The 14,602-nt window shown below is 67.2% G+C and carries 12 protein-coding genes and 1 pseudogene; 6 read left to right on the top strand and 7 right to left on the bottom strand.

Translation table 11 applies throughout. The features are described 5' to 3' along the window. Nucleotides 1–171 precede the first annotated feature (171 nt). From DXK32_RS21790 to DXK32_RS21770, 5 genes are all read right to left on the bottom strand, one after another. The gene (locus DXK32_RS21790) at nucleotides 172–1,197 is read right to left on the bottom strand and encodes an aldo/keto reductase (RefSeq protein WP_114860423.1); all 1,026 of its coding nucleotides are present in this window, start codon (nucleotides 1,195–1,197) and stop codon (nucleotides 172–174) included. A 326-nt stretch (nucleotides 1,198–1,523) separates the two neighbouring features. Beyond that, entirely contained in the window at nucleotides 1,524–3,026 is a 1,503-nt protein-coding gene (locus tag DXK32_RS21785; protein WP_114860422.1) for a tripartite tricarboxylate transporter permease, read from the bottom strand. Further along, a complete protein-coding gene (locus DXK32_RS21780; protein ID WP_114860421.1) occupies nucleotides 3,020–3,505 on the bottom strand; it encodes a tripartite tricarboxylate transporter TctB family protein in 486 nt (161 codons plus the stop codon). Before DXK32_RS21780 ends, DXK32_RS21785 begins: the two co-directional genes overlap by 7 nt. Nucleotides 3,506–3,560: 55 nt before the next feature. After that, on the bottom strand, nucleotides 3,561–4,523 hold the full coding sequence (locus DXK32_RS21775) for a tripartite tricarboxylate transporter substrate binding protein (protein ID WP_114860420.1): 963 nt from the start codon (nucleotides 4,521–4,523) through the stop codon (nucleotides 3,561–3,563). Between the two features lie 51 nt (nucleotides 4,524–4,574). After that, nucleotides 4,575–5,564, bottom strand: a complete 990-nt coding sequence (locus DXK32_RS21770) for a Bug family tripartite tricarboxylate transporter substrate binding protein (RefSeq protein WP_114860419.1) — start codon at nucleotides 5,562–5,564, stop codon at nucleotides 4,575–4,577. 191 nt (nucleotides 5,565–5,755) lie between these two features. On the opposite strand from DXK32_RS21770, the gene DXK32_RS21765 reads away from it, so the two are divergent. The 4 genes from DXK32_RS21765 (at nucleotide 5,756) to DXK32_RS21750 (ending at nucleotide 9,463) form a co-directional block, all read left to right on the top strand. Beyond that, nucleotides 5,756–6,670 (top strand): dihydrodipicolinate synthase family protein, encoded by a 915-nt coding sequence (locus DXK32_RS21765; RefSeq protein WP_114860418.1) that lies wholly within the window; start codon nucleotides 5,756–5,758, stop codon nucleotides 6,668–6,670. A gap of 231 nt (nucleotides 6,671–6,901) precedes the next feature. Beyond that, nucleotides 6,902–7,708, top strand: coding sequence for an IclR family transcriptional regulator (locus DXK32_RS21760; RefSeq protein ID WP_114860417.1), 807 nt, complete (start codon nucleotides 6,902–6,904; stop codon nucleotides 7,706–7,708). A 139-nt stretch (nucleotides 7,709–7,847) separates the two neighbouring features. Next, entirely contained in the window at nucleotides 7,848–8,846 is a 999-nt protein-coding gene (locus DXK32_RS21755; protein WP_114860416.1) for a dihydroxyacetone kinase subunit DhaK, read from the top strand. Between the two features lie 2 nt (nucleotides 8,847–8,848). Continuing rightward, complete coding sequence (locus DXK32_RS21750; protein WP_114860415.1) at nucleotides 8,849–9,463, top strand: dihydroxyacetone kinase subunit L; 615 nt, start codon at nucleotides 8,849–8,851, stop codon at nucleotides 9,461–9,463. A 225-nt stretch (nucleotides 9,464–9,688) separates the two neighbouring features. On the opposite strand, the gene DXK32_RS21745 is transcribed toward DXK32_RS21750, so the two are convergent. Both DXK32_RS21745 and DXK32_RS21735 read right to left on the bottom strand, forming a co-directional pair. Beyond that, complete coding sequence (locus tag DXK32_RS21745) at nucleotides 9,689–10,009, bottom strand: carboxymuconolactone decarboxylase family protein (RefSeq protein WP_114860414.1); 321 nt, start codon at nucleotides 10,007–10,009, stop codon at nucleotides 9,689–9,691. 229 nt (nucleotides 10,010–10,238) lie between these two features. Continuing rightward, nucleotides 10,239–10,579: pseudogene (locus tag DXK32_RS21735) on the bottom strand (transposase); the annotation flags it as partial. A 287-nt stretch (nucleotides 10,580–10,866) separates the two neighbouring features. Between DXK32_RS21735 and DXK32_RS21730 the strand changes: the two are divergent. Together DXK32_RS21730 and DXK32_RS21725 are read left to right on the top strand one after the other, a co-directional pair. After that, the gene (locus DXK32_RS21730) at nucleotides 10,867–14,013 is read left to right on the top strand and encodes a carbohydrate-binding domain-containing protein (protein ID WP_114860412.1); all 3,147 of its coding nucleotides are present in this window, start codon (nucleotides 10,867–10,869) and stop codon (nucleotides 14,011–14,013) included. An 89-nt stretch (nucleotides 14,014–14,102) separates the two neighbouring features. Further along, on the top strand, nucleotides 14,103–14,602 hold a 500-nt coding region (locus tag DXK32_RS21725; protein ID WP_114860455.1), incomplete at its 3' end, for a hypothetical protein.

Here is a 14,602-nt window from a genome sequence, read left to right as displayed (position 1 = left end):
TCCTCTCGGGGCGGGAGACTGTCACAAGGCGCTCTATTTTAAGGAGAACCATCGGCCATGCAACCGCTTTGGCGGCGGAGCGTGAACGTGACGGTTCTCCGCAACGTTCGCCCGTTTCAGCCGCCGCCGTGCCGAGCGGACCCGTTTCGCGGCGCGGCTTTCCGGTGTGGCCTACGGTGCGGGCGGTGGGGTGGTTCGCACGGGGCGGCCCTCGATGGGGTAGGCAGGGTCGTTGTAGCCTGGAGACGAGGGGTGTCCGGTCGTCACCAGCCGGTCGATCAGCGCTTCGTCCTCGGCGGTGAAGGCATAATCCAGTGCGCCGAGGTAGGCGTGCCATTGCTCTTCCGTGCGCGGCCCGGCGATCGGAGCGGTCACGAAGCGGTTGTTGAGCACCCAGGCAACGGCGAATTGCCCCGGCGTGATGCCGCGCGCTTCGGCGTGGCGCTTGATCTCCTGGGCGATGTCCAGGCTTTCCGGGCGCCATTCCGTGTTCATCATGCGCCGATCCTTGCGGCCGGCGCGGGTGTCGGCGGATGGTTCATCCCCCGGGCGATACTTGCCGGTGAGCACGCCGCGGGCGAGCGGGCTGTAGGGGACCACGCCCAGGCCGTAGTGGCCGCAGGCGGGCAGGATCTCGACCTCCGGCATGCGGTTGAGGGCGTTGTAGTAGGGCTGGCAGGCCACCGGCCGGTCGATGCCCAGGCGGTCGCACAGGCGGCAGATCTCGGCGATGCGCCAGGACCGGAAGTTCGACACGCCGAACGCGCGGATCTTGCCGCCGCGGATCAGATCGCCCAGCGCGGCAACGGTCTCCTCCAGCGGGGTGTCGGGGTCCTCGCGGTGCAGATAGTAAAGGTCGATCCAATCCGTGCTCAGACGCTGGAGGCTCGCGTCACACGCCACGTTCAGCCGGCGCCGGGAGAGGCCCCGCTGGTTCGGACCGGGACCCGTGGGATTGCCGACCTTGGTCGCCACCACCCAGCGCTCGCGGTCGCTCCTCACGGCGCGGCCGACGACTTCCTCCGACCGGCCTTCGTTGTAGACGTCGGCGGTGTCGATGAAGTTGATGCCCGCCTCCGCGGCATGCGCGATGATGCGCCCCGCCGTCGGCTCGTCGGTGGGGCCGCCGAACATCATGGCGCCAAGGCACAGCGGCGACACCTTCACGCCACTGCGGCCAAGCTTGCGGTAGTTCATCCTCGTCACCCTCCCGTTGTGCCGTTTTGGCTGTGCCGTTCTGGCCGGATCAGCCCGCCATCCCGGCCGTGGGTTGAACCCCGCCGCCATGGCGACGTCGTCGGTTCCGGCATAGTAGCGCGCTTCGGCCCCGGCAAGCCAACAGGTGCCACCCGCGATGCTTCCGGCAGCAGCGCCGCCGGAACCTCCTGGTGACAGACGGGTCGCAGGAACGGCGGATCGCCCGTCATCGTCATGGCATGTTCCTGTCAGGGGTTGCTGGACCCGCAGCGCGGAGGGCCCCGGGGAGTCATCCGCGCGTGGTCACGACAAGGAGCGGCACCGCGTCACGTCAGGACAGGGCGCGCCTTGGCCGCGTCCACGAGCTTCAGGACACCCGCCAGCGCCCAGGAGCCGAGGGTCACCACCGCGAGGGCGATGGCGAGCGGCCGGTCGAAGAACACGGACACCTCTCCGCCGCTCTTCAGCATGGACGTCATGAAGGTCTGCTCGATCACAGGCCCGAGAATCAGGCCGAGGACCGCCGGAGCCATGGGGATGTCGTTGGCTTCCATGAAATAGCCGAGCAAACCGACAACGGCGATGATCCCGACCGCGAACAGCGTGTTTTCGACCGAAAAGGCCCCGACGATGCAGAAGAGCAGGATGATCGGCGTCAGATAGGCCCTCGGCACCTTCAGGATCAGGCCGAAGGTGCGGATGCACAGGATGCCCAGCGGAATCATCAGAAGGTTCGCGACGAAGAAGATCGCGAAGATCGAGTAGATCGCCGTCGGGTTGTTGAGGAAGATGGTCGGGCCGGGGTTGAGGCCCTTCAGGAACATGACGCTGATCACGATGGCGGTGATCGCGTCGCCGGGGATTCCGAACACGGTCGCCGGGATGTAGGCTCCCCCCAGGGCGGCGTTGTTCGCCGCGCCGGCGGAAACGAGGCGTTCGACCTTCTGGTCGAGGGCGTTCGGGTCCTTGCCCTTTTGCGACCGCCGGGTGACCGCGTAGGAGATCCATGCGGCGATGTCCGCGCCGGCCCCCGGCAGAGCGCCGACGAGCGTTCCCAGCGTGCTTCCGCGCAGGACCTCGCGGCGGTGTCGCCACATCAGGCGGCCCATGCCGGCGCTGACCGAGCCGACCGCCGCTTGCGCCCGCCGTTCGTCGGTTGGCGGAAGCGTCACGGTGCGCAGAAGCTCGGAGATCGCGAACACGCCGATGAGCAGCGGAATCAGGCCGAGGCCGCCAAGCAGATTGGTGACGCCGAAGGTGAAGCGGGGGGTTCCGGAGACCGGATCCATGCCGATGGTCGACAGCCCCAGCCCGAACAGCAGGGCCGCCACCCCTTTGAGCAACGACGAGCCGCCGACGAACGTCGCGCAGCTGAGGCCCAGGACGGCGAGCCAGAAATACTCCACGCTGCTGAACTGAAGCGCCAGTTCGGCCAGGTTCGGAGCCGCCAGGGTCAGAACCAGGGCGCTCAGCAGGCCCCCCAGAACCGAGGAGAACAGGCCGGCGCCGAGGGACAGCCCGGCCTTGCCCTCGCGGGTCAGGCTGTACGCGTCGTCGGTGTAGGCCGCCGATGCCGGCGTGCCCGGCATGCGCATGAGCGCGCCCGGTATGTCGCCGGCAAAGATGGCCATGGCGGAGGAGGTGATGATGGCCGCGATCGCCGGCACCGGTTCCATGAACATGACGACCGGCACCAGCAGGGCCGTGGCCATCAGCGCGGTAAGGCCGGGGATCGCGCCCAGCACCAGCCCGTAGATGGCCGAAGCGACGATCACCAGCAGCAGGTGGACGTCGAGCAGGACGCCGAGAACGTCCGTTAGGATCACCATAGCAGCCACCCCGAAATGGTCTGAAGCGGTCCCCACGGCAGGGGGACGTGGAGCACGGAGGCGAAGATCGCCGTCAGCACGACGGCGGTGACGGCTCCCGCCGGCACGCCACGGCGCAGGGGCACGCCGGATACGGCCAGCACGAGGACCATCACCAGAATGGCCGTGAGCAGGAACCCAGCCGCGTCGACGATCAGCACGTAGAGGGCGATCGCGGCGGGGATGGAGCAGAACCGCACCCAGCCCTGCCGGGTCCGCGACCACTCCGGCCGGTGCCAGAGGGGTTCGGTGCGCAAGGTGCGGAGGCCGAGCAGCGCGATGATCCCGCCGACGAGGATCAGCCCCGAACCGATGATCAGCGGGAAGAACCCGGGGCCGAACTTGAGGTGGCGCGGCGGCTTCAGGTCGGCCGCGTACTCGATCATCAGGATGCCGATCGCGATGAAGAACAGGCCGACGAGGACGTCTTGAACTTTCATGGCGGGTAGCCTTCACCGTCAGAAGGAATGCATGGTTTGCCCGGCCCCCCGCCGCTCACTTGCCGTAGCCAAGGGCGTCCATGACGCGGGCGGTGTCCTTCTCGTGCCGCAGCATCAGCTCCTCAAGCTGCTTGCCGTTGAGGTACTTGACCCCGAAATTCGCCTTCGCCATGGCGTCCTTGTACGCCGTGCTCTGCGTCGCCTTGGCGACCGCGGCGTCCAGCTTCGCGACCACATCGGCCGGCATTCCGGCCGGACCGCCGATGGCCCGCCACGTTCCGCCATCGACGGCGACGCCGATGGTTTGCGCGGTCGTGGCCACGTTGGGGAAACCGGGCACCGGCTCGGGGCTCAGAACGGCCAGGGGACGCACGCGGCCGGCCGACATCAGGGCGGACGCCTCCGGCAGGGAAGCGGTCTGGAAATCCACGCCACCCGCGGCGAGTTCGATGAGGCCGGGTGCCGCGCCCTGGCCCGGCACCCATTTGATCGCGGCGACGTCGATCCCATAGTCGAGCATCATGCCGGCCACCGGGATGTCCCACACGCTGCCGCAGCCGCCGCTGCAATGGACCTTGAAGGAGCCCGGGGCGGCCTTGATCGCCTCCAGGGCCGTCTTCAGGTCCTTGAAGCGGGACCCGGAACCGACCAGGAGGGACGAGGAATCGCCGTTGAAGTTGGCGATCGGCGTGAAGTCCTTGGCCGAGAAGTCGGCTTGTCCCGTCGCCTTGTACCCGGCGTACGGGAAGAGCAACCCGACGGTGTAGCCGTCCGGCGTGGCGTTCTTGATCGCGGTCAGGCCAACCACGCCGCCGCCCTGACCCTGGTTGACGATGGTGATCGGCTGCCCAAGGATGTCCTTCAGTTCGCGCGCCAGGATGCGGGTCGTCGTATCGCCGCCCCCGCCGGCCGCCGCCGGAACGATGATGGTGACCGGGCGCTCGGGATAGTCGGCCTGCGCCGTGCCGGCCAGACCGGCGAAAGCCATCAGAACGGATGCAAGAACGCTGATGCGCATGGATTTCCCTCCCGTTGCCGTCCGAGGCGCGCACGCCATCGGATCGATGTCTTACTTGTTGTACCCGACGGCGTTGATCGCGCGTGCGGTCTCCTGCTCGTGCTGCTCCATGAAGGCCTTCAGCTCGGTCCGCCCCAGCCAGGCCGCCCCGAACCGGCGCGCCTTCATCTCGCGCTGGAATCGGTCGCTCTCGAACGCGTCCTTCACCGCGGATTCGATCCGCGCCACCAGCGCGGGGTCCATGCCGGGGGGGCCGGCCAGACCGCGCCAGGTGCCGCCGCTGTACGGCTTCCCGACCTGTTCGCCGACGGTGGCGACGTCCGGGTAGCCCTCAACGCGCGTGTCGCTCATCACGGCGATGCTGCGGACCCGGCCCGCGTCGCGCAGCGCGTCGACCTCGGGAAGCGAGCACAGCACGACATCGACGCCGCCGGAGGCCAGTTCCTGCAGTCCTGCCGCCGACCCGGCGGCGGGAATCAGATGGAGCCGTTTGACATCGACGCCCTGGTCGAGAAGCAGGGAAATGAAGGGAATGTCCCAACTGGCATTGCACGTGCCGCCGCACGAGATGCGGAGCGAGCCGGGGTCCGCCTTCAGCTTGGCCACGATGTCCGCCACGCTCTTCAGCGGGGAATTCTGCGCAACGTGCACCGCCGCGGGATCGGCGTTGAACTGGGCGATCGGGGTGTAGCTCGCCGATGTGAAATCGGCTTGGCCCAGCAGCCTGTACTGGGCGAACGGGGCGATCTGGCCAAGCGTGTAGCCGTCGGGTTTGGCCGTCGTATAGGTCGTCATCCCGACGACGCCCGACGCCTGAGGCTGGTTCACGACGGTGAAGGGGCGGCCGAGATTGGCTTCGAGTTCCCTGGCGAGCAGACGCATCGTGTAGTCGCTGCCGCCTCCGGCCCCGGCGATGACGATCAGCGTCACCGGCCGCTCGGGCCATTCGGCAAGAGCCGGAGCGGCCCCCGCAAAGCACGTCAACATGGCAACGGCGGCCGCCGTCCCGCGGCCGAGCCGGCCTATGGCCAGTCCCATCATGAGCGTCTCCTCCAAGACATGCCGCAGGGCGGTTCGATGCCCTGCCTTTTCTGTCGTATCCCACGATACGGGATGTTCGTCAAGCGAACATACCTTTACAACCAGCATTGACAACGACAAAAGGCGTTGGCAGGTTATGAGCGCTGAACGTAAATACCGCATTGTGGGACAAACAAAGAGGAAACGTCCAAATGTCAACATCGCTGAGCGGCATCATCCCCCCCCTGGTCACGCCGTTCACGGCCGACGGGGAGATCGATGAGGCGGCGTTCCGCGCCCAGGTGCGGTTCATGCTGCAAAAGGGCGTCCACGGCGTCTGCGTCGGAGGAAGCACCGGCGAGGGGCATACCCTTTCGACCGAGGAGCTGACCCGTCTCGTCGCCATTTCCTGCGAGGAGGTCGACGGCGCCGTTCCCGTCGTGGCGGGCATCATCGTCAACAGCACCCGCGACGCCATCGCCAAGGCCAAGGCCATGGCGCACCTGCCGGTGGCGGCCCTGCAGGTGACGCCCGTCCACTACGTCTTCAAACCCGACGAGGACGCGACGCTGGCGCATTTCCGCGCGCTCGCGGGCGAGACGCAGGTGCCGATCGTCATCTACAACGTGGTGCCCTGGAACTACCTGTCGCCGTCGCTCCTGGTGCGCATCATGACGGAGATCGACAGCGTCATCGGCGTCAAGCAGAGCGCGGGCGATCTCAAGCTGATGGCCGATCTGCTGAACCAGCAGGTGCCGGGCAAGCTCGTCTTCACGGCGGTCGACGCGCTCCTCTACCCGTCCTTCGCGCTGGGGGCCCATGGCACCATCGCGGCGAACCCGGCCGCGGTGCCCGGCGTGACCGTCGCGCTGTGGAACGCCGTGCAGGCCGGCGACCATCCGCGCGCGCTGGAAATCCACCGGAGTCTGCTGACCTTCTGGAACACGATCAACGGCGACAACCTGCCTGGGTGCGTCAAGCATTCGCTCAGCCGGCAGGGATGCGAGGTCGGCGTCCCGCGCCAGCCGATGCCCGCCGCCACCGAGGCGCAGAAGGCGCGCATCGATGCCGCCCTGCGGGAGGTGCTTCGTTACGAGGCCTCGCCGACGACGGCCGCGGCGGAATAGCGGCGTCAGCCGAAGCCACGGGATGCCGGCCACCCTCGCAGGCGCGCTTGCGGGGGTGACATCCCCAGGGAGGGACGCCAGGGAGGGACGATGAGCGCGTCGACACGACTTGACCCCGGAGGGCCGGTTGGCCGATCTTTGCTCCGCCCTGCGCCTGAAGCGGGCGGAACCGGGCTCCACGACCACGCCCGGTACGCCTGCCCGGCAGGGGAGCAGAAGGAACAGGCATTCTTGAAGACGAACAACATCAAGTCAGCTGGAAAGATGCTCAGCGTCCTTGAATGTTTTTCCACCGTGGACCGCCGGCTGTCGCTCGCCGACGTGGCCCGCCGGACCAAGCTTCCGCGCAGCACGGCGCACCGCCTTATCCTGACGCTCAAGGAAATCGGCTTCCTGGAACAGGACCACAGCCGCGACGAGTACCGGCTCGGCATCAAGCTCTTCGAGCTGGGATCGATCGTTCTGGCCAACATGGACGTGCACCGCGTGGCGAAGCCGTATGTGGACGCGCTCAGCGCCCTGTCGCGGGAGACCGTCCACCTGTGCGTCTTCGACGGCATGAAGATGGTCTTCATCGAGCGGGGCGCAGGGGGCCGATCCGGCTCGAACAACGCGACGACCACCATGGAGGCATCGCCCTGCCATTGCACCGGTGTCGGCAAGGCGACCCTGGCCTTCCAATCCGACCTGGTCATCGACCGCGTCCTTGGGGTTGGGCTCCCGGCCTACACACGCAACACCCTCACCGATCCCGACCGGCTGAGGGAGGACCTGGCGGCGATCCGCCAGCGCGGATACGCCATCGACGACGGTGAGATCGACATCGGCGTGCGCTGCGTCGCCGCGCCGATCCGCAACACCAGCGGGCATGTTTTCGCCGCGGTGAGCGTGAGCGGCCCCGCCACGCGCATGACGCACGAACGGGTGCAGAGCCTCGCCCCGGTCGTCATGAGCCACGCGGAGTCGATTTCGCTCCAGCTGGGCTACAGCAACGGTGACGGCGCCGCGGCGCCCGCACCCAACGCACCCATCACGTAACGGGCGGGGCCGGCCCCCGGCGTCCGGCCCCAAGCCCCACAAGCCTGCATCCGGCCATCGAGCCCTTTCAGCGACCGACGCGCCGGAGCGCGGCGGGCTGCCATGGCGCGCGGACGCGGCGCAACGGGAGGACTCCATCGTGAAGAAGCTGATCAACGATCCCGCGCACTATGTGGACGAAATGCTCGACGGGCTGTGCGCCGCCCATCCGTCGCTCATGCGCGACGGACCGGCGGGCCGGGTGATCCGCCGCGCCGAAGGCGCCCGGGCGGGCAAGGTCGGCGTCGTGACCGGCGGCGGGTCCGGACACCTGCCCCTGTTCACCGGCTATGTCGGTCCGGGACTCGTCGACGCCTGCTCGATCGGCAACGTCTTCGAAGGCCCCACCGTGGATTCCTGCATGGCCGCGATCAAGGCGGCGGACGGTGGGCGCGGTGTCCTGCGCCTGTACGGGAATTACGGCGGCGACCGCATGAACTTCGACATGGCGGGAGAGTTCCTCGAGGACGAGGGCCTGGAACTGAGCACGGTGCTCGGCACCGACGACATCGCCAGCGCCGCCCCCGAAGAACGCAGCAAGAGGCGCGGCGTCGCCGGCATCGTCTACGCCTACAAGATCGCCGGCGCCCGGGCCGACGAGGGCGCCTCGCTGGCCGAGGTGACCGCGGCGGCGGCGAAGGCCGTGGAGCGGACGCGGACCATCGGCTGCGCCCTTTCGTCCTGCCAGATCCCCGGTGCGGCGGAGCCGTCGTTCCGCATCGCCCAAGGCGACATGGAAATGGGCATCGGCATCCATGGCGAGCCCGGCATCTGGCGCGACACGCTCAAGCCGGCGGATGCCGTCGCGGACGAGATGGTCGACCGCCTCCTGGCGGAACGTCCCGAAGGAAGCGGAAACCGCGTGTCGGTCCTGGTCAACAGCCTCGGCGCCACCCCCCTGGAAGAGCTTTTCATCCTCTACCGGCGCATCGCGGAACGGCTGGACAAGGCCGGGCTGGCGGTCGTCCAGCCCCTGGTCGGGCCTTACGTGACCTCGATGGAAATGGCCGGCGTCTCGCTCAGCCTTTGCTTCCTCGACGATGAGCTGGAACGGCTTCTCGCCGCTCCGGCGTCCTGCCCCTTCTGGAAGGTTGGTTGACCATGGGTCTGACCGTCACGCAGATCGCCGCCGGTGTCGCGCTTGCGCACGCGCGCATGGCAACCCTTGAACAGGAACTCAACGCGGCCGACTCCCGGCTCGGCGACGGGGACACCGGCGGCATGTTGCGCCGGGTTCTGGATGTCATGGCCGAGCAGCGGATGGACGAGATTGAGGATGTCGGGGTGAGCCTGGGCATCCTCGCCAGGGCCGCGGCCTCCGCCACGGGATCGAGCCTCGGCACCTTGTTCGCGACCGGGCTCCTGACACTGTCGAAGAGGACGAGGGGGCGGGCCGACATCCCCTGGAGCGAACTGGCCTCCCTTCTCGAACAGGCGCGCGATGCCATCATGGCGCGCGGCGGCGCAAAGCTTGGGGACAAGACCGTGGTCGATGCGCTCGATGCGGTCTCTTCGGCCCTGGCCGGCGCCGGGGATCAGGCGGCCGTCCGTGCGCGAGCGGTCGCCGCCTGCGACGAAGCGCTTGTCCGCTTCCGGAATGAACCGTGCCGCATGGGACGAGCCCGCATGTATGCCGACAAGAGCGTCGGCATGGATGATCCCGGCATGCTCGCCTTCGCGCGCCTCACCGAGAGCGTCTGTCGGCGAGGCTCGTGACGCCGGGGGCCGGGGTGCGGGATGTTCCGTTCATAAGCCGGCACTGGCTGCGCTTTTGAAACGGCACCCTCAACCCGGCAAGGGTGGCTTCCTGAGGGAGCGCGGCGCGGGCGTGCGGACGCTTGGTGCGGGCGCCCGGCACACCCCTGACCGCGCCGGCCCCGCAAGTTGCGCCGATGGCGCTCAACGACTGGATTTCCCGCCAGATAGTCCCACCCGTGTCGCCTAACTGCGATCGTAAGCCGCTGTCGCGACCGGCAAAGCCTGGATCACGGCGTTGCCGACCGCGGGAAGACCCGCCAGCACGGCGCTGACGACCTCGTCGCGCGTGGCGCCCAATCGCTTGGCTTCGGCGACATGGAAGGGCAGACCGCTCTCAAGACGGGCGGCGGACAGAATTCCGATGTAGACGAGCGCAGCGGTTTTGGCGTCCAGGGCGGAGGCCACCCCCAGCTTTTTCACCGCTTCGAGCCACGCCTGCTGGTGGGCCGGTGCTTCTTTCATAAACGTTTGGAAGGCATTGCTTACGTGTGGCGTGTCGGTCATCGGTTCATTCCGCGTTTGTCATAGGCTCCTTCGGGATTTCCGCCGGTCGGTGCCTGCGACACAATGATCTGGATGTGTTGTCTGGGATCTGGATGTGTTGTCTGGCGCCTCGGAACGAAGAGGAGCGATCTATATCCGATTATCGTGCGCAGCTCAGACGACGGTCAAGTCGACGCTCGGGCTGAATTGTGCCGGGTTTGTCGGAGGCCATTCGGCTTGGGGCCGGGACTCATAACCAGCAGGCGGTGGTTGCCGCGATGTGGATGGCGGTCATGAAGCTGGCGGCGGACCGGTCGTACCGGGTGGCGATGCGCCGGAAATCCTTGAGGCGTCCGAGCACGCGCTTGATGACGTTGCGGTTCCGGTAGAGGCAGGGAGAAAAGCAGTTTTCCAGCGCGTGTTGGCGCGTGGCGGGATGTTGGGCGCGGCCCCCGCCTCTTCGATCTTCCGGCGAACAGCGGCACTGTCGTATCCCTTGTCGCCGTGCGGGAGATCGGTGGCGCGCATCGGGTCGAGCAGACGGTCGGCGGCGGTGCAGTCGGCAACTTGACCGCCGGTCAACAGGAAGGCGAACCATCCTCCCACACGTCCTTGGGAGACAAGCAGAAGTAACTGATAAGTGAGATGTGCCGTCAGGCGTGGGGCCAAGCTCAAGCTCGGCAAGAAGTAAACATTTTTGTCGATACGTAGACTTTCTTTTTAATGTGAAAACGGTTTTGTTCGGCTGAAGTTGCCAGTTTATGTCACAGGAATCGGCGTCGTTAGTAAAATCTTTACCACGATTCTTATTTTTCCGTTAAGCCGGGCACCTCAACCTTTGGGCTAAGACATTGGTCTAGAGTTCCATGAGGTCCGAGATGGCTGCCGAAACTACCGAACTGATGGACGTCACCTTCACGGTGAACGCCTGGGGCGCTCCCGCTGGCGGAAAATGGCCGCATTTCGTGTTGCGGCTGGATGGGGTTGAGATCGGGCAGGCGACCGTCGCGTCGGCGTCGCTGGGCCGCTACACCTTCAACGCCCGCGTTCCGGCCGACAAGGCCCACAAGCTTCAGCTTCAGTACGACAACGACGGCTTCGTGAACGGGGAGGACCGCAATCTCTTCGTCAAGTCGTTCGAGGTGAACGGGAAACCGATCCTCAGCATCGACCCGCTGGTGACCTATGACACCGGCGACATCGACGGCAAGAACGTCATCGCCGGGCAGACGGAGATGTACTGGCGCGGCGCGCTGAACGTCGATCTGCCCAAGACCATGTTCGCCAGCGCGCAGGAGCCCGAGCCGGAGGCGCCGGCCACCATGACGACCGAGATCGTCGTGAAGGCCTGGGGCGCCGCCGCCAACGGCACGCCGCCGCATTTCAAGCTGCTGGTGGACGACAAGGTGGTCGGCGACGCCTGGGTCAGCGCGACCAGCCCGACCGGCTACACCTTCAAGGTCGATGTGGACCCCCACGAGGCCCACAAGATCCAGATCCACTACGACAACGACGCCACCGTCAACGGCCAGGACCGCAACCTGTTCGTCCAGGGCATCACCATCGACGGGCAGGAGATCAAATCGACCTCCCCGATGGCCTCCTACGACAAGGGTCCGGTGGACGGCAAGTTCGTGGTCGCGGGCCAGGAAGGGCTGTTCTGGGGCGGTGCCCTGACCTTCGGCGTGCCGGAGGAGTATTTCGACGGCCCCTACGTCCCGCCGCCGCCCCCGCCACCGCCGGCCAAGCTGACGCCGACGGACATCGTCGTCAACGCCTGGGGCCAGTCGGCCGGCGGGGTGCCGCCGCACTTCAAGCTGCTGGTCGACGGCAAGGTGGTCGGCGAGGGCCGCGCCACCTCCGGCGACCCGCAGCCCTTCCGCTTCACCGTCGATCTGGACGCCAAGGAAGCCCACAAGATCCAGATCCACTACGACAACGATTCCGTGGTGAACGGGCAGGACCGCAACCTGTTCGTCAAGTCGGTGTCGATCAACGGCCACACCGTCGCGGCGACCGACCCCATCGTCACCTATGACAAGGGCGCGGTGGATGGAAAGGACGTGGTGAAGGGGCAGGAGGGGCTGTTCTGGGGCGGCGCTCTGAACGTGGACGCCCCGGCGTCGCTGTTCCAGCCTGCGGCCGAGCCGCCCCCCGCGCCGCCGACCGGCCCGGCCTTCTACGTCGCGGCCAACGGCAAGGATACGTGGTCGGGCAAGCTGTCCGCGCCCAACGCCGACGGCACCGACGGCCCCTTCGCCTCGCTGGAGCGCGCCCGCGACGCCATGCGCGACAGCGACGTGGACACCACCTATGTGCGCGAAGGCACCTACCGCCTGACCAAGACGCTGGAGCTGACCAGCGCCGACAACGGCCACAGCTTCCGCAACTATCCCGGCGAGACTCCGGTCCTGAACGGGGCGGAGAAGGTCACGAACTTCGTCAGCGAGGGCAACGGGATCTATTCCGCGAAGCTGTCGCAGGCCACCGACCTCGACCTGACCATCGGCGGGGTGCGCCAGACCCTGGCCAGCAAAGGCATCGTCGACGCCGACAACCCGACCACCACCGGTTGGTACTTCGCCGACGCGGCCAGCAACGGCCCCAGCGGCTGGTCGGTGCGCTACCACACCGGCGACATGTCGTCGGGGGACATCATTCCCGGCATGAAGATCCAGCTGATGGACGCCGAGCGGCTGTCCGACACGCTGACCGAGATCGCCGGAGTCAACGACGCCACCCGCACCATCACGTTGAAGAACGGCACCTCGTTGCCCTTCGCCGAGGGAACCACCTACAAGCTGCTGAACAACCCGTCCTTCGTCGACCAGGCGGGCGAGTTCGCGTGGCGCGCCTCGGACAAGTCGCTGGTGTTCAAGCCGGACCATCCCGCCACCTTGGCGCAGGACGGCGTCGAGGTGGCCCGGCTGGGCACGCTGATCCGCCTGACCGGCAGCAGCGATGTGACCATCGAGGGGCTGGGTTTCACCAACACCACCACCTGGGGCTACGCGGTGGAGCTGAAGGGGGCGTCGGGCAACAGCATCGGCAACAACAGCTTCCTCAACGTCGGCACGGCGATCAAGCTGACCGCGGCGTCCTCCAACAACCTGGTGGGCGGCAACACGCTGGAGCATCTGGCGGTCAACGGCATCGAGCTGGACGGGCGCAGCAACGGCAACACCATCTACGCCAACGACATCTCCCACGTCGGCGAGGTGCGCAAGGGCGTGGCCGGGATCATCGGCACCGGGGTGGACAACAACCTGATCGCCCACAACGACGTGGACTCCAGCGCGCGCTACGGCATCTCGCTGAAGAACTGGGACTCCACCAACATCAACCGCAACAACGTCATCGAGTACAACCGCGTCACCAACACCAACCTGGAGACGGCGGACGGCGGCGGCATCGAGGTGCTGGGCCGGTCCAGCGTCGACACCGGAACGATCATCCGCGGCAACTGGGTGGAGCATGTCGGCGGCTTGGCGACCAGCAACACCGACCAGTGGCTGACCAACCACAAGGGCTTCGGCATCTATCTGGACGACATGGCCGGCGGCGTCACGGTGACCGGCAACTTCCTGAAGGACACCGGGCTGGCCGGGGTGCACATCCACGGCGGCGACAACAACCTCGTCACCAACAACTTCTCGATCATCGCCAGCAACGCGGAGGAGTTCATCCGCGTCGGCTGGGCGCCCAAGCACGGCGACCCCGGCCTGCCGCGCAACAACACCATCACCGGCAACCTCGTCAGCGGGACCCTGCCGCTGGACGACTACATGGAACTGCTGACCGCCGGGAATCCGGTGATCGACCGCAACCTCGTTTACAACGTGCCGCGCTACGGCGACAACGACGTGACGGGCAAGCCGCTGTTCAACAACCCCTATTGGGGCGACTACTCGCTGCAGCCGAACTCCCCGGCGCTGGCCATGGGCATCCATGACCTGGACTGGGCACTCATCGGCCAGAGCGGCTACACGGCGTCGGACGGCATGCCGCATTTCTGGGACGCCTGATCCCCGGCCCGGCCATAGCCTGAGTGGGATCAAAAACGGGTGGAGGCTTGTTCTTCCGGGATAGGTTCCCGGGGAAGGAGGCTCCGCCCGTGCTCCCGCATCCACACGCCTTGCGGCGGTCCGCCGCCGTCCTTCTGCTTGCCGCGGCCGGGGGGCTGGCGGGGTGCGCCGACCCCAGGGCCGACGTCGCGCTGGCCGCCCAGAGCGCCCTGGTCGGCATGCCCAAGGGAACGCTGCTGTCCTGCGCCGGGGTGCCGCACCGGCAGGCGGCCAGCGGCCCCCTGGAGTTCTTCGCCTACCGGACGGGCTCCGTCGATTACTACGCGCCGCCACCCCCGCCGGTGGGCTATGGCTGGGGCTATCCGTGGGGCTATCCCGGCTGGCGCCATCGCGGGCTCGACTACGACCCGTGGGACTACTATCCTCCTAGCGCTGGCAACGTGGTGGACAACCGGTGCGAGGCGACCTTCACCTTGAGGAACGGGGCCGTCGAGCGGTTGGTCTACCGGACGTCGTCGCTGGGCGCCTGCGCCGCGGTCGTGCAGAATTGCATGGCGCTCGTGCCGCAGAGCCTCCCGCCCCGCCCAAC

Source organism: Azospirillum brasilense (assembly GCF_003349955.1).
Classification (GTDB): domain Bacteria; phylum Pseudomonadota; class Alphaproteobacteria; order Azospirillales; family Azospirillaceae; genus Azospirillum; species Azospirillum brasilense_B.
The sequence above is the reverse complement of the archived record's forward strand: the minus strand, read 5'-3'. Positions and strand labels throughout refer to the sequence as shown.